The organism is Algoriphagus jejuensis, from assembly GCF_039523455.1.
GTDB lineage: Bacteria > Bacteroidota > Bacteroidia > Cytophagales > Cyclobacteriaceae > Algoriphagus > Algoriphagus jejuensis.
Genome location: NZ_BAAAFI010000039.1, coordinates 60,146 through 81,055, shown reverse-complemented (window position 1 = coordinate 81,055; position 20,910 = coordinate 60,146). Strand labels below are relative to the sequence as shown.

Annotated in this window: 21 protein-coding genes; 11 read left to right on the top strand and 10 right to left on the bottom strand. The window is 46.2% G+C overall.

Annotated elements, in window-relative coordinates; translation table 11 throughout:
• Positions 1-357: 357 nt before the first annotated feature.
• Complete coding sequence (locus tag ABD031_RS15795) at positions 358-795, top strand: VOC family protein (RefSeq protein WP_343853175.1); 438 nt, start codon at positions 358-360, stop codon at positions 793-795.
• A 328-nt stretch (positions 796-1,123) separates the two neighbouring features.
• Here the strand turns inward: ABD031_RS15795 and arsB are convergent, their stop codons facing one another.
• From arsB to ABD031_RS15775, 4 genes are read right to left on the bottom strand one after another with little or no spacing between them, the layout of a single operon-like run.
• A complete protein-coding gene (arsB, locus tag ABD031_RS15790) occupies positions 1,124-2,164 on the bottom strand; it encodes an ACR3 family arsenite efflux transporter (protein ID WP_343853173.1) in 1,041 nt (346 codons plus the stop codon).
• Between the two features lie 3 nt (positions 2,165-2,167).
• Entirely contained in the window at positions 2,168-2,800 is a 633-nt protein-coding gene (locus ABD031_RS15785; protein WP_343853171.1) for a low molecular weight phosphatase family protein, read from the bottom strand.
• A 21-nt stretch (positions 2,801-2,821) separates the two neighbouring features.
• Positions 2,822-3,289, bottom strand: a complete 468-nt coding sequence (locus ABD031_RS15780; RefSeq protein ID WP_343853169.1) for a DUF6428 family protein — start codon at positions 3,287-3,289, stop codon at positions 2,822-2,824.
• A 48-nt stretch (positions 3,290-3,337) separates the two neighbouring features.
• Positions 3,338-3,670, bottom strand: a complete 333-nt coding sequence (locus tag ABD031_RS15775) for an ArsR/SmtB family transcription factor (protein ID WP_343853167.1) — start codon at positions 3,668-3,670, stop codon at positions 3,338-3,340.
• A 138-nt stretch (positions 3,671-3,808) separates the two neighbouring features.
• Here ABD031_RS15775 and map point away from each other — a divergent pair, with 138 nt between their 5' ends.
• The 8 genes from map to ABD031_RS15735 all read left to right on the top strand — a co-directional run bounded on the left by map (position 3,809) and on the right by ABD031_RS15735 (position 11,008).
• Positions 3,809-4,573 (top strand): type I methionyl aminopeptidase, encoded by a 765-nt coding sequence (gene map, locus ABD031_RS15770; protein ID WP_343853165.1) that lies wholly within the window; start codon positions 3,809-3,811, stop codon positions 4,571-4,573.
• A 12-nt stretch (positions 4,574-4,585) separates the two neighbouring features.
• Positions 4,586-5,200: a hypothetical protein gene (locus ABD031_RS15765; protein ID WP_343853163.1), complete on the top strand. Its 615-nt coding sequence runs from the start codon at positions 4,586-4,588 to the stop codon at positions 5,198-5,200.
• Between the two features lie 331 nt (positions 5,201-5,531).
• The gene (locus tag ABD031_RS15760; RefSeq protein ID WP_343853161.1) at positions 5,532-6,257 is read left to right on the top strand and encodes an SIP domain-containing protein; all 726 of its coding nucleotides are present in this window, start codon (positions 5,532-5,534) and stop codon (positions 6,255-6,257) included.
• Between the two features lie 283 nt (positions 6,258-6,540).
• A complete protein-coding gene (locus ABD031_RS15755; RefSeq protein WP_343853159.1) occupies positions 6,541-7,605 on the top strand; it encodes an AAA family ATPase in 1,065 nt (354 codons plus the stop codon).
• Positions 7,606-7,614: 9 nt separating this feature from the next.
• A complete protein-coding gene (locus ABD031_RS15750; RefSeq protein ID WP_343853157.1) occupies positions 7,615-8,133 on the top strand; it encodes a hypothetical protein in 519 nt (172 codons plus the stop codon).
• A gap of 259 nt (positions 8,134-8,392) precedes the next feature.
• Positions 8,393-8,530, top strand: a complete 138-nt coding sequence (locus ABD031_RS15745; protein ID WP_343853155.1) for a hypothetical protein — start codon at positions 8,393-8,395, stop codon at positions 8,528-8,530.
• Entirely contained in the window at positions 8,531-8,659 is a 129-nt protein-coding gene (locus tag ABD031_RS15740; RefSeq protein WP_343853153.1) for a hypothetical protein, read from the top strand.
• Between the two features lie 186 nt (positions 8,660-8,845).
• Entirely contained in the window at positions 8,846-11,008 is a 2,163-nt protein-coding gene (locus tag ABD031_RS15735) for a S9 family peptidase (RefSeq protein ID WP_343853151.1), read from the top strand.
• Between the two features lie 103 nt (positions 11,009-11,111).
• On the opposite strand, the gene rocF is transcribed toward ABD031_RS15735, so the two are convergent.
• Positions 11,112-12,062, bottom strand: a complete 951-nt coding sequence (gene rocF / locus ABD031_RS15730; RefSeq protein WP_343853149.1) for an arginase — start codon at positions 12,060-12,062, stop codon at positions 11,112-11,114.
• A 407-nt stretch (positions 12,063-12,469) separates the two neighbouring features.
• On the opposite strand from rocF, the gene ABD031_RS15725 reads away from it, so the two are divergent.
• Positions 12,470-12,913, top strand: a complete 444-nt coding sequence (locus tag ABD031_RS15725) for a hypothetical protein (protein WP_343853147.1) — start codon at positions 12,470-12,472, stop codon at positions 12,911-12,913.
• Between the two features lie 122 nt (positions 12,914-13,035).
• Positions 13,036-14,424, top strand: coding sequence for an arginine decarboxylase (locus ABD031_RS15720; RefSeq protein WP_343853145.1), 1,389 nt, complete (start codon positions 13,036-13,038; stop codon positions 14,422-14,424).
• A gap of 248 nt (positions 14,425-14,672) precedes the next feature.
• Here ABD031_RS15720 and ABD031_RS15715 read toward each other — a convergent pair whose 3' ends face one another.
• From ABD031_RS15715 to ABD031_RS15695, 5 genes are all read right to left on the bottom strand, one after another.
• Positions 14,673-15,407, bottom strand: coding sequence for a DUF5715 family protein (locus ABD031_RS15715; protein WP_343853143.1), 735 nt, complete (start codon positions 15,405-15,407; stop codon positions 14,673-14,675).
• Between the two features lie 396 nt (positions 15,408-15,803).
• Positions 15,804-16,238 (bottom strand): hypothetical protein, encoded by a 435-nt coding sequence (locus ABD031_RS15710; protein WP_343853141.1) that lies wholly within the window; start codon positions 16,236-16,238, stop codon positions 15,804-15,806.
• A 56-nt stretch (positions 16,239-16,294) separates the two neighbouring features.
• Positions 16,295-17,476, bottom strand: a complete 1,182-nt coding sequence (locus ABD031_RS15705) for a class I SAM-dependent rRNA methyltransferase (protein WP_343853139.1) — start codon at positions 17,474-17,476, stop codon at positions 16,295-16,297.
• Positions 17,463-18,860 carry a high affinity choline transporter 1 gene (locus ABD031_RS15700; protein ID WP_343853137.1) on the bottom strand — a complete coding sequence of 466 codons (1,398 nt, stop codon included), beginning with the start codon at positions 18,858-18,860 and terminating at the stop codon, positions 17,463-17,465. Before ABD031_RS15700 ends, ABD031_RS15705 begins: the two co-directional genes overlap by 14 nt.
• Positions 18,861-18,870: 10 nt before the next feature.
• On the bottom strand, positions 18,871-20,490 hold the full coding sequence (locus tag ABD031_RS15695) for an ABC-F family ATP-binding cassette domain-containing protein (RefSeq protein ID WP_343853135.1): 1,620 nt from the start codon (positions 20,488-20,490) through the stop codon (positions 18,871-18,873).
• Between the last annotated feature and the right edge of the window lie 420 nt (positions 20,491-20,910).

Below are 20,910 nucleotides of genomic sequence, written 5' to 3'. Positions count from 1 at the left end.
GGGATCATTTAACAAATCCTCAATTGTCTGTCTTTTTTTCATTTGATGTGAATTTAGCAGACACACTTAATTGAACACTCTCGGTGCCTGGCAAGTATTGTAATTGCCCTTTTAGTAGTTTTAAGGTTAGCAGCAGTTTTTCTTGGATCCAAAAGTCAGTAAAACATGTCCTGAAGCTTTCAAGCTTCTGAAATTTATAGCCTTGAAAAAATAGCAACAGAAAAGCTATCGAACTTTTATAAAAAACTCCTGTCGCATACCGCCTTTTCTTTGACGTTTTTAGACCATACAAAGTCCCTGGCTTAGAGGTAGATTTGGATAGATACAAATCACAAACACTAAGACGACAAACTCACTATGGCACTGATCAATCCTTACATCAACTTCAACGGGAATGCAGAAGAGGCATTCAATTTTTACAAAGCTGTCTTTGGTGGAGAATTCGCAAACGTTACGCGTTTCAAAGACCTCGACATTCCCGGAAACCCTATAGCAGCACATGAGGCAGATAAGATCATGCACATTGCCTTCCCCATCGGAAAAAATGTCCTGATGGGCAATGACGTTCCTGAACGAATGGGGCGTGTAAATGAACTGGAACACAGGTCGAAAATATCGGTCGGAGCAGAAAGCAAAAAAGAAGCTGACAGGATTTTCAACGGACTTTCAGCAGGCGGAAGTATCGAAGTGCCGATAGCTGAAAGCCCTTGGGGTTCCTATTTTGGGATGTTCCGAGACAAGTACGGCATCGAATGGATGGTGGATTTTGATCCGGAACGGAAAGGTGTCGTCTAGGTAGTCCAGGGAAAATGAATTCAACATTGTTTTTTTTGTCAATTGGGTTTGAAGACCGATGACCGATGTTGCGTCTCGAATAGTGTTGAGAACTCCTAGTCCTAGTTTAAGGGGCCTAATGGCTAAATAACTGATATCAAATTCCAATTTTTTGGAATAAACCATTAAGTCAAATAAGGGAATTAAGAAGCAAAGGGTAGGCTATAGCGAAAACAATTGCATTGAACAGAATTGCGGAGGGCCTTAATTTCCTTAATCCCCTTCATGGTTTAAGATTTTGCAAATTTGAAGTGATTTTCCCCAGATGGATATCGCAACTGAACTTCTTTTACCGCTGAGGAAAGTATTTTTTCCTCAGCCAAAAAGAGATCCGCACGAGCAAGATCAGCGCCGGCACTTCTACCAGCGGCCCAATCACTCCTGTAAAAGCCTGTCCGGAATTCAATCCAAACACCGCAATTGCCACCGCGATCGCCAGTTCAAAGTTGTTGCCGGCAGCAGTGAATGCCACAGAAGCTGACTTTTCGTAATCCGCACCCAGCGCTTTGGTCAGGAAGAACCCAATCAAAAACATCAGGGTAAAGTAGATCAACAGCGGTACAGCTATCCTTACCACATCCATGGGGATCTGCACGATCAGTTCGCCTTTGATCGAAAACATCACCACGATCGTGAAAAGCAGCGCCACGAGCGTCATCGGTGAAATTGCCGGGATGAATTTGGTCTTGTACCATTCCTCACCCTTTGCTTTCACCAAAAAATGCCTGCTCAGGATCCCCATCAAAAATGGGATTCCCAGGTAGATTGCCACGCTCTCTGCGATAGTCCCAATCGAAATATCGATGATGGCCCCGTCAAAACCGAAGTACGGAGGAAGCACAGTGATAAATATCCAAGCATAGAAACTATAGGCAAACACCTGAAAAATACTGTTGAGCGCGACCAAGCCAGCTCCATACTCGCTGCTTCCCTCGGCCAGATCGTTCCACACCAGGACCATCGCGATGCACCTGGCCAGCCCGATCAAGATCAGACCCACCATGTATTCCGGGTAATCCTGTAGGAAGGTCACCGCGAGCGCAAACATCAGCACTGGCCCAATGATCCAGTTCAAAACCAAGGAAATCGACAGGATCTTCACGTTCTTAAAGACCTTGGGCAGTTGCTTGTAGTCAACTTTCGCCAGCGGCGGATACATCATCAGGATCAAGCCGATGGCGATGGGGATATTGGTGGTGCCGACGCTGAAAGAGTCGATCACCGTCGAACTGGACGGGAAGAAGTAGCCGATCGCCACTCCAATCGCCATGGCCAGGAATATCCAAAGTGTGAGGTACTGATCGAGGAAACTTAGCTTTTTGTGGGCCATGAGTTAAAGTGGGCTGGATATTTTGGAAAATACATAAAACATCTCAGAAGCGATCTGCAGCGATCGCTCATCGTACCTGTCAGCTTCCTGAGGAGTATCATCAAAGGCCTTCGGGTCCTCGTATCGCACGGGAATCCGCTCCTCCGCGCCGGGAATAAAGGGACAATTTTCATCTGCATGGGCACAGGTCATGACGGTAGCAAATCGATCCCCCCGATTGATGGGGTCATCAAAGAGTTTGGAGAAAGCCACAATAGGTTCTGCTTCGTCTGAGTGAAACAGGAAATAGGTGGGGTTTTCTTCGCCTTTTTTGGAAACTCTGAAGCCGCTTCGCTTGATCGAGTCCACAGCCCGTTCGTTGAAGGCGGTGACCTCAACCCCGCCCGAGAAGCAATTGGCCGGTATGCCAAAGTAATCTGCCGCAGTCTGTGCCCAGATCTGCGAAAACTGGCTTCTTCTCGAGTTATGCGTGCAGATAAAGTTCAGGTTAAGCTCTTCCTTGGCATCCACCTTTCGCTGAATGTAGTCAATCAGACGCTGGAGGACTTCTTTTCTTTCCGCAGGAAGCGGAAGGGATTTAGCTTTTTCTATGGTTTTTGCCAAAGTCGGCAGGCAATTAATCTTAGGCGAATGCATGAGGTTGAGATTGAGGGGAGATTAGCAGCAGCCAGATCCTGGGGTACAGGACTCAGCAGCTTTCAAGGTGGAAAGTCTTACTCTTGGCTTTTGCTCCGGGATGCCGCATTTATCCTTAGCCAGGCAGTCGGTTTGCTTGCTAGTCAACAGGAAATTCACTCCGTCAAAATCCAACCCAAATTTGCCGATCGTCTCTGCCTGATATTCGACTTCCACTTCCAGATCTTCCAACTGGAGCACTTTCTCAGAGAGCTCAATGATATGGACGAGCTTCTCCGGATGTAGTCTGTGATTGTAGTCGTCCGCATTCCAAAGCTGGAAATTGGCAACTTCCTCATTTCTCACAGTTCCTCCGCAATCGATGAAATGCTTGGTGATCTTGCCCACTTCGGTGACGTGAAAGTGAGTGGGGACCAATTCCCCGGTGGGCAGCTGGAAAGCGATCGTCTCCAACTTGCCCAATGCTGATTTTACTTCGGATAGTTTCATGGTTAGATTTATTTATTGCGATAATACGATGAATGGATTCAAATTTTTTTAGCAGCAATTGCCGGTAGGCGCAAGATCCTGATCAAAAAACTCATTCAGGAGCGTCTTCATCTTGTTCCAATTTTCTCGGTCGATGCAGTAGCAGACACTCGTGCCTTCGATGTTCCCCTTGATCAGGCCCAACTGCTTGAGTTCTTTGAGATGCTGGGAAATCGTGGGCTGCGCCAAACCGATCTCCGCGACCAAGTCGCCGCATACACAGGTGTCCATCTTGAACAGGTGCTGCAGGATCGCCACCCGGGCAGGATGCCCAAAGGCCTTGGCAAACACGGCGATCTGGTTTTGTTGCTCAGAGAATATTTCTGTCTTGGTCAGTCCCATGATGATAATTTGTTAATTGCAATATTACGATAGATAAAATTGAATGTCAACAAAAAATTTCAAAAACTTCCAGACCGGCGGCAGGAACTTAAAAGATTTTCGGGCACTTTAGAGTGATCAACCTCATTTGAAAAACCCATGTCAATAACAAAAGAATCCGAGCTGATCGGAATGAAAAAGATCTCTGAAGTGGTGGGAACCACGCTCCGACTTATGACGGAATATGCGAAAGTGGGCATGTCCACCAAGGAACTGGACGAGTACGGAGGAGAAATCCTGAAAAGCTACGGGGCCAAATCCGCACCTTATGAAACGTACCGGTTTCCGGGATATACCTGTATCAGCGTCAATGAAGTGGCGGCTCACGGGATCCCTTCCCCGAAAAAAATCCTGAAGGAAGGAGATCTGATCAATATCGACGTCTCCGCCGAACTCGATGGCTTCTGGTCTGACAACGGCGGTTCCTTTGTACTCGGCAGGGACATCCACAATCATCAGCCGCTGATGGATGCTTCCAAAAATATCCTCCGCAAGGCCATCTCAGCCATCAAGGGCGGAGTGAAGATCGCTGACATTGGTCATCTGATAGAGACTGAAGCCAGGAAATCAGGCTTCAAAGTCATTAAAAATCTGGCCGGACACGGAGTTGGAAGAAGTCTGCACGAGAAGCCGGAGGACATTTTAAACTACCGGGTCAAAAGCAATACCGAGCGATTTAAGAAAAATACCACCGTAGCCATCGAGACCTTTATCTCTACGACTTCTACCATCGCCGTGGAGCAAAATGACGGATGGACGCTGGTGGGAAACAAGGGCGGATTTGTCACCCAACACGAACAGACCATCCTTATCACAGACAACGCTCCGGTGATCCTGACTGAAGCAAATGGGCTTTGGGCTTAATCTTTAAATATTATGAAAGAATTTATTTCTACACTCCTTTTTCTTTTTGTTCTCACTACAGTTTTTGCACAAGAGACGTTTAACAATGCCAGACATTCATTACCAGAAATAATCAAATACGAATCAAATTTTAACTCAATTCTTGGGGATACGGTGGATTTTAGAATTCAAGAATACCCATCAAAAGAATCTGCAAACTCTATATCTACAACTTCATACATTTTTGACCGAGTAAATGACACATTCATCCCAAGACTACATGTATGGTATCACTTTGACGACAATGCTCATGAATTAATAGGTGTTAGGTACAGTTGGGGGTTATATAATCCCAGTTTTGATGCGAATAGAAACAGACCTTTGCTTGAAAAGCTAGCCTCGGATGAAAAGTCATTCCGAAAGAAATACAGTCAAATCCATGAAGACCGGAAAAAGGAATTTGGTGTAGAAACAAGAAATGAAATAATAGTAGATGCTGAGCATGCTTATATTCAGGAGATTACCTGGGAATTAGACGATAAGATCATTGAATTAAGCATAAGTTTCACGCGGGAAATACAAGATTTTCCGGGAATCGGATTGGCGGCAAACCAGTTCAATATTGAAGAATTCATAAGATTTAAATAAATCCGCACTTCAGACATAAAGGACTCGAGACCTTATTCTTCTACCATCGCCGTGGAGCAAAATACGGTTGGACGCTGGTGGGAAACAAGGGCGGATTTGTCACCCAACACGAACAGACCATCCTTATCACAGACAATGCTCCGATGATCCTGACTGAAGCAAATGGGCTTTGGGAAAGTAGCCTGAAACAGGCCTAATCGAAAATTCACATGCATATTTTCGGTTACGATCGAGAATTTACAAGTTAATTTTCGGTTAGAGTAAAGTACTGAAGTCTTTTCATCGGCTTATTTCTCGTTAAAAAACAAACCACTAATAGCTAACTGGCAAAATGGGATTAATTGAAAACCTTGTCAAAAAGGTACTCGAAAAGGGGACAATCGAAGAGAAGATCCAGCTTTCCGAATCAGTGTATAGACTGCGGATCAAGAGTGAGTACATCAAACACGTCGAGTTTGTCCCTGGGCATTTTTTGAGATTGGGAGTGGGGATCGGTCAGGATGAGACTTCACTGAAAGACAAGGTGAGGAGCTATAGCGTTTGGGATCTTGACCGGAAAGATGGCATCCTGGATCTGGCCATTGCCACGCACAGTGGGGGAGTTGGCGCAAGATGGGTGGAGTCCTGCGAAGCCGGGGACCAGGTTCATTTTAGGTGGAAAAAGGGAAACTTCCTCTTGGATACCTCTGCCGATAGCTACTTGATGATCGGTGATTTGTCCGCGCTTTCTCACTTCCATGTGCTAAAGAGGAATTTGCCCAAGGGCAAGCAAGTCCAAAGCCTGATCTATAGCCCAAAGGTGGAGGAGTTATTCGCCGATGTGGACGGAACAAAGCCCTTCGACTTTTATCAAATGCCAGAAAATCCCATAAAAGAGATCAAAGCGAAACTGAAAGGCTTAGTCTCCGGGATGCAGGGGCGAAAGATGGTCTATCTGGCGGGAGACAGTCGGGTATGTGTCGCGCTGAACAGCTATTTCAGGCAGGAGCCGAACTGGGAAACCAAGCAGATTAAGACCAAGCCTTTCTGGAATCCAGGGAAGAAAGGATTGGAGTGATTTTCGGAGGTTGGGTTGGCAGCAAATTAATTTCCTACCCATTAGCTTATCGTGACGAAATTATTAATTTAGGATCTCCAACGACCCGAACACCTGTGGATAAGCACGATATAGTCGCAATAGGGGGAGGGAGTTGGATATATACAAGTTGTTAGCTGCTACCGGAATGCCTCCGTAACTTCACTTTGACAGACTTCGACCGACCCTTTTACCAGTTAAAATCTAATGAAAATTGAGATTTCCTACTAATTTCGCAGAAAGTGAAACGAATTAATTTAATCAAATGATAAAATCAGCAATACTTAAAAACTTTATGAGCTACAGTGAATTCAAGAGCAATGAATTTGCAGCAGTAAATGTTATTATTGGTAAGAATGATACTGGGAAAACCGGTTTACTCAAACTGCTCTACGCGTCCGCTAAAACAATTGATGTTTACGGTAAAAGGAAAATAAGTGATGATGTAAGTTTTAAAAAACTTTTAGCTGAAAAGCTTACCGATACATACCAACCTGGAAAAAAAGGGCTTGGTGAATTGGTAAGTAAAATAACAAGGGAAAAACTATCCGTAAATATTGAATTCAAACACTCACGACTAAATTATGAAGATCGATTACACTTTTCTTTCGGCGAATCAACTACAAATACAATTGTTGACTGTCAGGAAGACATAAAAACGATTTCAGACAATTTTCGGTGTTTGTTTATTCCTGCCAAAGAGGTGCTTACTTCCCTAAAGGCAATTAGGGCGACTCGCGATAATTTGCATATGCCTGGCTTTGATGACACCTACCTAGATTTGATAAGAGCCTTGGTAATTCCTACACAAAAGGGGAATATTACCTCCGAATTGTTAGACGTAAATAAAAAATTAGAAGCTCTTTTTGAAGGACAAATAGAACAACAAACGGATGATGATTTTCTGTTTAAAAAGGGTAAAACAGAGTTTCCAATGCAGTTGACAGCAGAAGGGATAAAGAAAATCGGCATTCTAACTACGTTGATCCGTAATAGACAGTTAAACGCAAATTCTGTTATATTTTTGAATGAACCTGAAACAACACTACATCCTGAAGCGACAAGAGAATTAGTTGAGATGCTTATGCTTATGGCGAAAGCAGGCATTCAGATTTTCATCGCTACTCATAATTATTTTGTATTAAAGCAAATGCACCTATCAGCTAGGCGAGATAATGTTGAAACAAAGTGCTATTCATTAGACCGTAAAAAAGGAAAATCTGTTGAATTCAAAATCTATGATTTAAAGAAAGAGTTCCCTGAAAATCCAATTTCAGATGAAGCAATTAGAATGTCCGACGAAGAAGTAAAACTTGATTTAGGATTATAAAAAATTGTTATGCCCGGATTCACAGAGAGTAGTATTACACTCAATTTCCCTGATACAAACTTTTTTCGTTTTGCAACCTGTGCCGGATATTCCGCACTTTCTGGAAACCATTTTAAAGAAATGGATGCGTGTTGGTTTGACACAGATAATAATTTATACTGGCTTATTGAATTAAAGGACTTTTCTTTAGCCTCTTTAACTACGCAAGAAACAATTGAGAAAAAATCTTGGGATATCGTCAAGAAAGCGATCGATAGTTTATGTATGTTTCTTTCAAGTAAACATGGGTACCCATATGCAGATGGGTTAAATCCTTGCTTTCCTGCGTCAACTCCTAACAACACAACACAATTTAAATTTGTTACAATTATTCATTGTAATGCGAGCCAAAAAGCAGATGTCCAACTTATTAATGAAAGATTTAGGAACAAGTTTAAGCCTTATGCGGAACTTTTTGAAATCTCAAATTATGCAGTTGTAGAACATTCAAGGGCCATATCTATTCTTCCAAACAATATGATCCAATAATTCAAACGACTACTTGTTTATTGTAAATGGTATTCAATTACCTGAAAAAAGAGACATGGGCTGTGTAGTGTATAAAAAGACATTAGGGCAGCCGCTAACCACTGGGTTTTCGCCCGGCTTGCAAAGCCAAGCATGATTCCGATGGCGCCTGGTATCGGGAAAACCGGTGAGGTTGTTATGGGGATTGAGTCGACAAGCACATTGTCTAAAGTTCACTGAAAACCATGCGAACAGCTGTATTTTCGGCAAAGACCCACCCATGAAAAACCTTCCCGCTCTCTTCGCTTTTGCGGCTGCGTTCGCATTTTTTTCCTGCCAAGAAGAAAACCCCAACCTCATCCTCGCCGATCAGCTGGAGCATCCCTTCCGAGCAGAAGTCTTCGATAAGTGTGATTAGATGTCCACGGACAGGACGGATGGGGAATTTCCGAGCTCGTTTACCTATGACTTCAAGCCGCTGGGCGATCAGGAGATGCTCCTGGTTTTGCACTCTTTGACACCGACCCAGCCGATCACTATCAACTAGTGACCACCAGCTAAGCAGTCGTTTAAGGTTTAAGATCAAAATCCGGCAACGTTAATCGCATTTCCGTTGAACCCGCATTCTCGCCCTGTGTTGGAAGATTTACCCGGTCTAACACGAAAAGTTTTTCACATCGGCGGCTTTGGCTTAGATTAGGTAACTATTGGATTTTTAACCAACCGGGACCTTATGACATTCAAAAAAAATCTACTGCTATCGGCCTTTGTGCTCTGCTGCAGCCTAGCGCTGGCACAGGACAAGAAGCCAGTTCAACTCAGTGACCTGACCAAGATCGTCACCGTCGACAATCCGGAGATTACGCCGGACGGAAAGGTGATCTTTGTCAAAAGCTTCATAGAAGCCGGAAAAGACGGCGAATTTGACTACAAAAGCCAGGTCATCCGTCTCAGCCTGTCTGATCCTTCGCAATCCCAGGTACTCAACAGTCCGAGCTACGATCTTTCAGACTTTGCACTTTCGCCTGACGGCAAAAGCCTGGCTTTTACCAAAGCTTGGGAAGGGAAGCCCCAAATATGGATTTTACCGCTGACTGGGGGCGAAGCTCAGGTGTTGACATCTGAAAAAAATGGAGCCACTTCGCCAGTTTGGTCGCCAGACGGAAGCAAAATTCTGTTTTCATTTTCCACTCCGCTATGGGCCATGGAAGGAAATCCAACCTGGGAAAACCCACGTCCGGGTCGTAGCTATGGGGATGAACCCAACTATGCGGCCATCAAAGAAGGCTTGGCAAAAGAGGAAACCAAGCCCAACATGGACGGCAACGTGGACGAACTTCGAGCTTGGCTGGCAAAAAACGCCTCCAAAGACAATCCGCGTGTGATCGACCGACTCAACTTTCTCGGCGAAAGAGGCCTTTCGACAGACATCAGCTTTCGTCACCTCGGTATGGTTGAGGTTGCGACGAAAAAGAGTTCGGTGCTGACTTCTGGGTATCAGAGTTTCGGCAGTGGCACCTGGTCACCGGACGGCAGCTATATTTTGGTAAGCAGTGTGAAGAGTGAGGATCATCCGGATTTGTCATGGGAGTCAGATTCGGATATATACAAGATCAACGTTTTAGATAAGTCGGTGAGTGTTTTTCTTACTCAGAAGAATTACCGTTTTTCGGATGCGACTTTTTCCCCTGACGGGAAATTGATTTTGATATCGGGGCAAAATACCGAAGACAGGAGTTTCAATCAGAGTCTGATCGGCGTAGTGAAGCCCGATGGAAGCGGACTCAAGTGGTTTACCGAAAAACTGGACCGGAGAGTGGGAGGCGCCAAATGGGCTGACGATAGCAAATCGGTCTTTTTTGCGGGTCCCAACCAAGGCGGAGTGACTTTGTATAAAAGTGAAGTTGGAAGCGGAAAAACTACCGAGGTGATTTCTGGCCCGGTTGGCGTTAATAGCTTCGACGTTCATGGCAATCAGCTGGTGTATTCTCTGACCAAAGTCGCCAATCCAAGTGAGTTGTATATCTCCGATCTGGCTGGAAAAGGAGAGAAGATGGTAACCCAATACAACTCGGTTTGGCTTGCTGAGCGTTGGGTTTCTGAGCCAGAGGCACATCATTTTGAGCAAGATGGCTTTGGGGTGGATTACTGGGTGATGGAGCCGTATGGGAGGAAGGATGGTATAGAATATCCAACACTACTGGAGATGCATGGAGGCCCGACTGCCATGTGGGGTCCTGGCGAATCCAGCATGTGGCATGAGTTCCAAGTCTTGGCTGGAAAAGGCTATGGTATCGTCTATGCCAATCCTCGGGGTAGCGGAGGCTATGGTAAAGACTTCCAAAGAGGCAATTATCGTGACTGGGGCGACGGTCCGGCCAAGGATGTGCTGACAGCGTTGGATAAAGCAGCGGCTGAATATGAATGGATTGATGAAGACCAATTGGTGTTGACGGGTGGTTCCTATGCCGGATACCTCACTGCCTGGATTGTTGGTCATGATCATCGCTTCAAAGCGGCTTTGACCCAACGGGGGGTGTATGACCTGACCTTTTTTATGGGTGAAGGCAATGCCTGGAGACTGGTTCCCAACTACTTTGGCTATCCTTGGGAAGAGGGAGTGAAAGAGATTTTGGAATACAATAGTCCCCAAACGTATGTGCAAAACATCCAGACTCCGTTAATGATCTTTCACGGAGATGTAGACTTGAGAACAGGTGTTCGGCAGTCGGAATTGCTCTACAAAAGTCTAAAAATCATGGGTAAGCCCGTGGAATATGTGCGCTATCCAGATGAAGGTCACGAGCTGTCGCGCTCTGGAAATATCGTTCGCAGGATGGACCGGATTGGTCGAATCGTTGAGTTTTTTGAGCGGTATGTTACCCATCCGGAATAAGAGATTTTAGAATTTCTCCCAAATGAGCTCGATAAATAGCAGAGCGAAAAGAGAAAAAAGTACGAAAAGAGAGGCTCATCGTTTGGGTGAGCCTCTCTTTTTTTCAGAAATTATCCACCAAGGAGTTGGTCGTGGCTTCTAGGACTTCGAATGCAGCTTCTGCCATGGTGTTTTCGGTGTCGAGAGTAGGGTTGACCTCGACGATCTCCCAGCAGCAGACCCGCTTATCCTTGATCAATTGGGCATTGAGCTGAATGGCTTCAGCCACCGTCAGTCCGTTGGGAACGGGGGTGCCGGTACCTACAGAGATGGAACTGTCTAGGCTATCTACATCAAAGGAAATGTAGATCTGCTCGCAGTCAGCAAGGATTTTTAAAGTTTCCGCTGCTACAGATTCTATCCCTTTTTCACGGACTTCCTGCGTGCTGAAGTTTTTGATCCCGTATTTTTGGATCAGGTGGTTTTCAGGTTCCTCTGTGTCTCTGACAGAGATGAAGACAATATCTTCGGGCTTGATTTTAGGCAAGTCGCCGCCGATGCTTTTTATCTTTTCCCAATAATAAAGTGTCGCAGGTTCCGGCTCATTGACCTTACAATCCAGGTTGTCAAGCTGTGATACCATGGCCAGGGGCATGCCGTGCATGTTACCGGATGGGGTGGTGTAGGGCGTGTGAAGATCGGCGTGCGCATCGATCCAGATCACACCCAAACGCTGCTCGGGATGGGCGGATTTGATTCCCATGATCGTGCCAGCGGCGGTGCTGTGATCTCCGGCCAGTACGATCGGGAATTTCTTTTCCAGACGAAGGGATTCGATCGCCGATTCGACATTTTTCAGTACTTGATAGACTCCGTCGATGTATTTGGCGTGTGGGTGGGTGTTGCCTTTCCAGAGGAAACTGTTGGCGTCGGGAACGTTGATTGGATCGAATTGGGTGAAAAATCCGGACTGCTTGTCCAGGCTGGCGACTTTGAGGGCGTCGATTCCCATGCTTGCTCCTCGGGTGCCTGCAGCGAGTTCGGATCGGACTTCCACGAGTTTGATGTCTCTCATTGGTGAGTTGGTATTTGGGTTTGTTAGTTTTATACAAATATGCGACTAAATGAGACTAGCCCCTCGCTCTAAGCGGATAATCTGTCAGCCGAGGACAATCCATTGCCAAAAAATATCATTTATAAGGCGGAGCAGCTTATGGTTTCCAAAACATGATAATTAGCTGATTATCAGCAAAACATACACCTAAGCCAACTCAAGCTAACACTCCAGTCTTATTCAGTGCAATCATTTCAACTAAGAGCTCCTACTTTCACCGAAACCAGTCCACGCTTTAGTGGCCTGAGGTTGTCTGAAGGCTGTTGTCGATGACAAATTTTTTAAATCCTATAAAAATTATAGGGAATATAGGAAAATTGAGATCAGGCATTTACATTTGGCTCATCATTAGATCAAATACATTCCTTATGAGCGCAGTAGCCCAAATCCTCAGATCCGACTTGCAGTCTAATTCCTGGACTGTCACGACTTCGCCTGACCTCGCGCAATTCAGCGTAGGCAAACAGGTGGTCCTGAAAATATTTTCTCAGGAAGTAGCCAATGAGATGCAGGGGATGTGTCGTTTTGAGAAAGGATTCGAGCAATTGCTGCCACTTTTCAGAGGTTTGACCCAGTTGGGCAGGCCACAGTCGCTCAGCTTCATCTATGACTTCGATAGAGCGCAGGCATTTTTTACCTTCTCTCAAACTGAAAAAAGAGAAGTGATTCGCTTCGTCAACCAAATCATCGAACTGTTGAAAAAGGAGTTGGCTTTTAAGAAGATTTTGGTTCAGGTACTCGAAAACAACAAGCGATTCCATGCCGAGCAAGCGCTGTTGAATTCAGCGCTTCACGGAGGGGCTTGGGATTAACTTAGCGTTAACATTCTCTAAAAAGGGACAGGTCCAGTGTGGATTTGTCCCTTTTTCGCTTGAATACCCCAATAAAAGCGCAATTTTTGCAGCCTTAATTCCTGCATTTAATCCCACGGTAAATGAACAGATACACAGACCTGATCCAACAGACTTTTGATTTTCCGACCAAAGAGTTTCATGTTGAAAACAATGAGCTCCACTTTAATGGCGTCAATCTGATGGAGATCATCGAAACCTACGGCACACCACTTAAACTGACGTATTTGCCGAAGATTTCGGAGAGCATTCAAAATGCCAAGTCCTACTTCAACAATGCGATCCAGACGCACGATTACCAGGGCAAATACACCTATTGCTATTGCACCAAGTCTTCGCATTTCAGCTTTGTGCTGGATGAGGCACTGAAGAATGACATCCACATTGAGACTTCCTCGACCTTCGATATTCCTTTGGTTCGTAGCCTCTACGCCAAAGGGAAGATCACCAAAGACACCTACATCATCTGCAACGGGTTCAAGCGGGAACTGTATAAAAAGTACATCACAGAGCTATTGAATGATGGTTTTCACAATTGTGTGCCGATCCTGGACAACCTCGGGGAGATCGACTACTATCTGGAGCATGTGAAAGTTCCGTTTCAAGTTGGGATCAGAATTGCGGCTGATGAGGAGCCGAAGTTCGGTTTCTATACCTCCAGACTTGGAGTGAGGTACAATGATATTCTCAGCCTGTTTGAGGAGAAAATAAAAAATAACCCACAGGTCAGCCTGAAGATGCTTCACTTTTTCATCAACTCGGGCATCAGAGACACGGCGTACTATTGGTCGGAATTGACCCGCTTTATCCAGAAATATGTGGACTTGAAAAAGATCGCTCCAACCCTCGACACGATGGACATCGGCGGAGGTTGGCCGATCAAGACCAACGTGTTTTTCGACTATGACTACCAGTACATGGCGGATCAGATCGTGAAAAACATCAAATGGATGTGCGCCAAAAACAATACGACCGAGCCGAACATCTTCACCGAATTTGGCAGCTACACGGTAGGGGAGAGCGGGGCAGTGCTGTACTCCGTCTTGGAGGAAAAGCTCCAAAACGACAAGGAACTCTGGTACATGATCGACGGCTCCTTCATCACCCAACTGCCGGACAGCTGGGGCCTGAACCAAAAGTACATCATGCTGGCCGTAAATAACTGGGATGAGACCTACCAGGGGATCTCCCTTGGCGGGCTTACCTGCGACAGCATGGATTACTATAACTCCGAAGCGCACCAGTACAACATTTACCTGCCAAAGATCGAGCAGGGGAGAAAGCAGTATATCGGCTTTTTCCATACCGGAGCCTATCAGGAATCGCTGGGCGGCTATGGTGGAATTCAGCATTGCCTGATCCCTGCGCCCAAGCATGTGCTGATCGATCGAGACGAAAACGGAAACGTCGTTCACCGACTTTTCGCGAAAGATCAGACCGAGGAGAGTATGCTGAAGACTTTAGGGTACTAGAAGAAGAAAGACCCGAGACCGGAGACGGAACCAAAAAAAGACCGCTGGGAGGCGGTCTTTTTTTGGTTGGTGTTTTTTCGGATTTATGAGTTTCCGCTTTTGCAACAGTCGAAAACCGTGGTCATGCGAAAAAATGCTAAACTATCGGCTTTGTCATACTTCGGTCTTCCATCCGGTCTGAGCGGACAGGTGCGACCGATGAAGCAAATTCCCTCACTGGCAAGATTGCGGTTATACATATTCGGACGTCACCTCACCGTCACATGGTAGCAAGCCTGACGTCTTTCCTTGATGACGAAGATTTTATTCTCCTTTTGGAAGTGATTGAGAATCGCCTCCAAATCCTTTTGGGCCTTGCGGTTGCCACCCTTTTTTCCATTGAATCTGATGTAAGAGATGTCAAAGGAGACTCCATAGGAGTGGGAACTGTTGCCATCGGTGGCGTTTCGATTACGCTTTTTTAGACTGTTTTGCTGCTCGATAGTACGTGTGGCCGACGAAACTGTGAAAAATTCCCCTTCTCCATGCAGGGCTTCAAATGTTCTCCCTAGCTCTTCCAGGGTTTTTTTGGTGTGAAGCGTCACATAAGGATAGCTATGGGTAAGGTCATCAACTTTGTAGCCCGAGCCTTTGTTTATTTCCACCACGACTCGATTTTCCAGCAGCTTCTGGAGTTGATTTTGGTCGTGGATTAATCCAGATCCGATCTGTTCTGCAGCATTGAGGTGTTCCTCATACGAGTCTTTGTCCAGCCTACCTGAAAATTCCGGCAGCTCGATGGTGGTCAACAGTTCGAGAGGTTTGGCCGTGGGTAAACCAACAACTTCTGTATGGATTTCTTCTTCTTTTTCTTCTTCGACAAGGCTGGCGTAGGTTTCTTTTAGTCGATTTGTAAGGTCTGGCCGGTAGTTGACCATAGCCAATGTTCCGAGTGAAAAAAGTGAGATAAAAACGAAGACTAGGATTGGGGTGGTTTTATTCATAGGGTGAGAAAAAGCGTCGTTGTCGGCTTTTGAGAGGTTTAAGAGGTTTAAGGCAAGAAAAAGATTTTATCGCTTTTAGGGCTGAGTTTTTACCCGAGTGGGCATTGGGGACGGCAGGGTGTCACCTTCATCAACGTTGTTTGGTCGAAATTATCGTTTGTCAGGAGGTTTATTTTCTGGGGTGAAATGGATTTTCCTTTTGCTGGCAGGCCTGGGTTAAAATCCAGGTCTACTAATGTGCCGATCCTACGGAGCTGACTAAGTTTAGTCTGAAGAGAATTGTTGCAGAAGTGAGAGTTACTTACTTGATACCTAAAAAGAGAAATCCGACCCAAAGTCGGATTTCAAGTGGTGTGATGCTGGGATACTTCGGTCTCCAGTCTTCCGTCTTTAAACTCACCCCAACCAATTTGCCCAAGGAATTCGGCTGATGATCAGTAGCAACCCAATGGCATACATCATGTAGATGCTGCGGAATTTACCACGGGAGGTGCCGATCTTCTTCGCTCTGCTATATCCGACGGTGATCAGGATGATTGCGATGATGTTGATCAAAGGATGCTCGACGGCAGTCAGTCGGGCTGTGGCGTCTGACATCGCTCCGCCACCTTTGAGCAAAGAAAATCCAAGTGGGCTGACGAAATATAGGATCAAACCGACCAACAGTTGGATATGAGAAAGGATAAATGCAATCAGGGCGATCTTGCGGTCCTTTTCGGTAAATTCTCTGTTGGAAAGCGATCCGAAAAGGGCATAGAATATCACCAAAACTAGGGCTAGCAATGCCAGATAGGCGATTCCAGAATGTAGATGTTGAAGTCCTGTATACATGGGGGTTTATTTAGTTGGGTGAAAATAGCAGAAATGTCAGAAAAAAGGACCGAATCTTATTCGACGTACAGCACGAGTCCTTTGAGGTATTCAGTTTCAGGATGAAAGATATTGACCGGGTGGTCGGCAGGCTGGCTGAGCTGATGCAAAACCTTCACCTTTCTTCCGCTTTCCAAGGCCGCAGCGGTGATGGTATGGGCGAAGAGACTTTTGTCCACGACTTGGGAGCAGGAGAAGGTAAAGAGAATTCCACCCGGTTTGATCTTGCGAAAAGCCTCTGCATTCAGGCGTTTGTATGCCTGAACGGCATTGTGTCTGGCTTTGAGGTTTTTGGCAAAAGCAGGAGGGTCGAGAACAATCAGATCAAAGTCATCTCCGATCTCGCGGATGTACTTGACGACATCGGCTACGATGGATTCGTGTTTCCCGGAAAAGCCCGGATTCAGCGCTACATTTTGTTCGGTGAGCTCGATGGCTTTGGCCGAGATGTCCACGGAGTGAACCTCCGAAGCACCTTCGTTCAAAGCCAAAACCGAAAAGCCTCCGGAATAGCAAAAAGTGTTCAGGACTTTTTTTCCTTTGGCGTAGGTGGAGACGAGTTTTCGATTTTCTCGCTGATCGATGAAGAAGCCCGTTTTTTGGCCTTTCTCCCAGTCAATCCGATAGGTGGCGCCATACTCCTGGACGAGGTCAGTTTCGGCTTTTCCCCAAACCCATTCATTGGATTCAATGCCGAGATTTTTTGGCAAAGTCTCCGCGCTTTTGTCGTAAACGCCCTTCAACTTTGCTCCCAAAACAACACGAAGTGCCGCCGCGATCTCAGTCACATGTCTATGCATTCCCACGTGATGCGCCTGAATTACCGCCGTCCCGTTATAATAATCCACGATCAATCCCGGCAGCAAATCACCTTCTCCATGGATCAATCTAAAAACGTTAGTTTCTTGATTGTCAGTTAATCCTAGGCTTTTTCTCAAAGCATAAGCAGAGGTGATTTTTTCCTCCCAAAACGCTGCATCGATTTCTTTTTCCTCAAAAGAAATAATCCGAACCATGATCGAACCTTGCGAAAAATGCCCGATCCCGAGGAAGTCATTTCTCGAAGAAAACACGGACACCAAGTCGCCGCTTTCGATTCCCGAATCGGCTTTGGCGATAGCCCCGGAAAAGATCCAGAGATGGCGGCGTTGCGGTGAAACTTCTTTTCCTCTTTGAAGGATTATTTTAGGGTAGTTCATCTGTATTAGTAGTTTGGTCGGGGAAGAGCAAGCTTCCCAGGATCATGGCAAAGATACTTGCTATAAGTCCAAAAATATGCGAGTCGATTGCGAATTCGATGCTGTCGCAGACCAGGTAAGTGAGCATGCCGATCACCATGGAGCCAATCGCACCGAGTCTGGAGGCTTTTTTCCAATAAAGGCCAGCCGTCAGCGGTGCAAAAAGAGAGACCAGCAAGAGAATAGAAGCACCAGCTACGAGTTCGTAGATGTTGGAGTCCTGACTGGCCATGTAGGTTGCGACCAAGGCGACCAGCAGCACATTGACCCGAAGAATCCAAAGCAATTGTTTGTCGTTGAGTTTGCCTTTGAATAAGGGTTTGACAAGGTTTTCGGAAATCAAAGCCGCGGGAGCGAGGAGACCTGAACTTGCCGTACTCATGACTGCGGAGATCAGCGCGCCGAAGAAGATGATCTGAACTGGTAGTCCACCATGTGCCAAAATCATGGAAGGAAGCAGCATTTGCTTGTTTTCCAGGTAGAGTTCGGGATAGAGTGTCTTGGCCCCCAGCGCAATGAACAGTGGCAAAAGCCCAAAAGTCAGGTAAAAGCCTCCTGCGAGATAGGTGGACCTGACGGCTACCTTTTCCGACTTGGAAGACATCACGCGCTGGTAGATGTCCTGGCTGGGGATACTTCCCAATCCCAGGATGATCCAGGCACCGAAATAATTGACCCAGGCATTGACTCCAGCCTCTGGGAAAAATCGGAACGTTTCCGCAGGGGCTTCAGCAAAGATTCTACTCACACCGCCGGCCTCTCGGGAAATCATCACGCTGACTACGATGAGTCCGATTACTATCATGGCAGTCTGAATAAAATCGGTAATCGAGATCGCCCACATCCCTCCTAAGAATGTATATACGACCACTATCGCTGCTGAAAGAAGTATCCCCTCGATCAAGTTGAAGTCGGTGACTGTGCCAAAGATCAGACTCAATGCCACCAGTTGCGCTGCCACATAGCCGAAAAAGACCGGAACCATAAATACTGTTGCAAAGAACTCAACCTGCTTTCCGAAGGCCCGCTCAAACACGTCCCCAATCGTCAGCACACCCATCCTGTACATCGGTCGGAGATAAAACATGCCGAACAGGATCAGGCAAAGCGCGCCGCCAAAGGGATCTTCGATGACGCCGATCAAGCCTTCCTCCAAAAAAACAGAAGAGGCTCCGAAAATCGTTTCGGAGCCAAACCAGGTTGCAAACAGCGCAGACGCTGATAGAAATAGCGGCAGGGAGCGTCCTGCCAACACGAAATCCTTGGAGCCTTTGACCAATTTGGAAGCCCAGGCTCCTATGGCAACGGTGATCGCCAGGTAGCAGATGATCGCGGTCAGCAGCACAGCTCAGCGCTTAGCTTTTGCCGTACATTTTCTCGCGAACTGCCCTAATCTCCTCGCTTGCGAGGTAATCGTCGTAAGGCATTCTGCGATCAATCGTTCCGTTTGGAGTGAATTCGATGATGCGGTTGGCAGAAGACTGCACGAAAGCGTGGTCATACGAGCTCATCAAAACCGTCCCATTGTACTCAATTATTGCGTTGTTGAATGCCGTGATCGATTCCAAGTCAAGGTGGTTGGTTGGCTCGTCCATCACCAAAAGGTTGGGATTCTGCAGCATCATGCGGGAGATCATGCAGCGCACCTTTTCCCCACCCGAGAGAACCGTACACTTCTTAAATGTCTCTTCTCCTGTGAAAAGCATACGGCCCAGGAAGGTTCTCACATAAGCTTCCTCTTGGTTGCTGGAGTATTGTCTCAACCAGTCGATCAGGTTGAGGTCGGTCTGGAAATACTTGGAGTTGTCGTTTGGCAGATAAGCCTTGTTGATGGTCACGCCCCACTTCATCGAGCCTTTGGTGGCTGGAATTTCTTCCATGATGGTTTGGAAAAATTTGTTGACCGCCTGCTTGGTCTTGGAGATGAAAGCAATCTTGTCGCCCTTGTCCACCATGAGGTTCACATCGGTGAAATAAGTCACGCCGTCAGCCTTCAGCTCTAAATTCTCGGTCATGAAGATCTGGTCTCCAGCTTCTCTTTCTGGCTTGAAAATGATGCCCGGATACTTTCTTGAAGACGGTTCAATATCGTCGATATTGAGTTTTTCGATCATCTTCTTACGTGCGGTAGCCTGCTTGGACTTCGCCACGTTGGCAGAAAAACGGTCGATGAACGACTGCAATTCCTTACGCTTATCTTCGGCCTTTTTATTGGAATCTGAGCGCTGCTTCAATGCCAGCTGAGAAGATTCGTACCAGAAGGTATAGTTACCGGAGTAGATCTTGATCTTGCTGAAATCGATATCGACCACGTGCGTGGAAACCGTATCGAGGAAGTGTCTGTCGTGGGAAACGACAATGACAATGTTTTTGAAATCCAAAAGGAAGTTTTCCAGCCACTCGATGGTATCCGCATCCAAGTCATTGGTAGGTTCATCGAGGATGAGGATGTCAGGATTTCCAAATAGCGCCTGAGCAAGCAATACCCGAACTTTTTGATTACCGGCCAATTGATTCATCGGCAGGTAGTGCAGGTCTTCGGTGATACCCAAGCCGGAAAGGAGGGAAGCCGCGTCGGATTCTGCATTCCATCCGTCCATCTCGGCAAACTCTGACTCCAACTCAGAAGCTCTGAGTCCGTCTGCTTCGCTGAAATCTTCCTTTAGGTATAATGCGTCCTTCTCCGACATGATCGCGTACAGGGTCTTGTGGCCCATGAGCACGGTTTTCAGAACTTCGACTTCGTCAAAAGCAAAGTGGTTTTGGCTCAAGACAGCCATGCGCTGACCTGGAGTGATGTTGACCGATCCGCTGGTGGAGTCGATTTCTCCGGAGAGGATCTTCAAAAAAGTGGATTTTCCCGCTCCGTTGGCACCAATCACCCCGTAGCAGTTGCCGGTGGTGAACTTGAGAGAAACCTCATCGAAAAGAGTTCGCTTACCAAACTTGAGGGATAAATTATCTACTGAGATCATGGAATTATTCTTGGTTTTAAGGGCGCAAAGATAAGAATATTATTTGTTGACTGTCGGCAATCTTGGACGCTGCCGGATGAAATCCCGCTATAAAAATGCGTCTCGAAGGCGGAGGAGGCAGCTGGGATACATCTCAAGCGTAATGATTAATATGCGCTGGCTGGGTAAAACGACCCGGGAAGGGTCGGATGTCTATAGCATGAACAAAATGGGAAAGAGTTCGACCCCGATGGGGTCGAATTTTTTTCATACCCTATTTTTCTATAAACATGCAATCCCTTCGGGATTGGTTGCTCCGTCCTATTTTCGATTGGCGACTTTTCGTTGTTTCTGGAGACTAGCGAATTGCAAATTCGAATTGAACGTAAAGCGTTTTACTCCCGATGGCTATCGCGGACTACGACTAGATTCGAAATACCC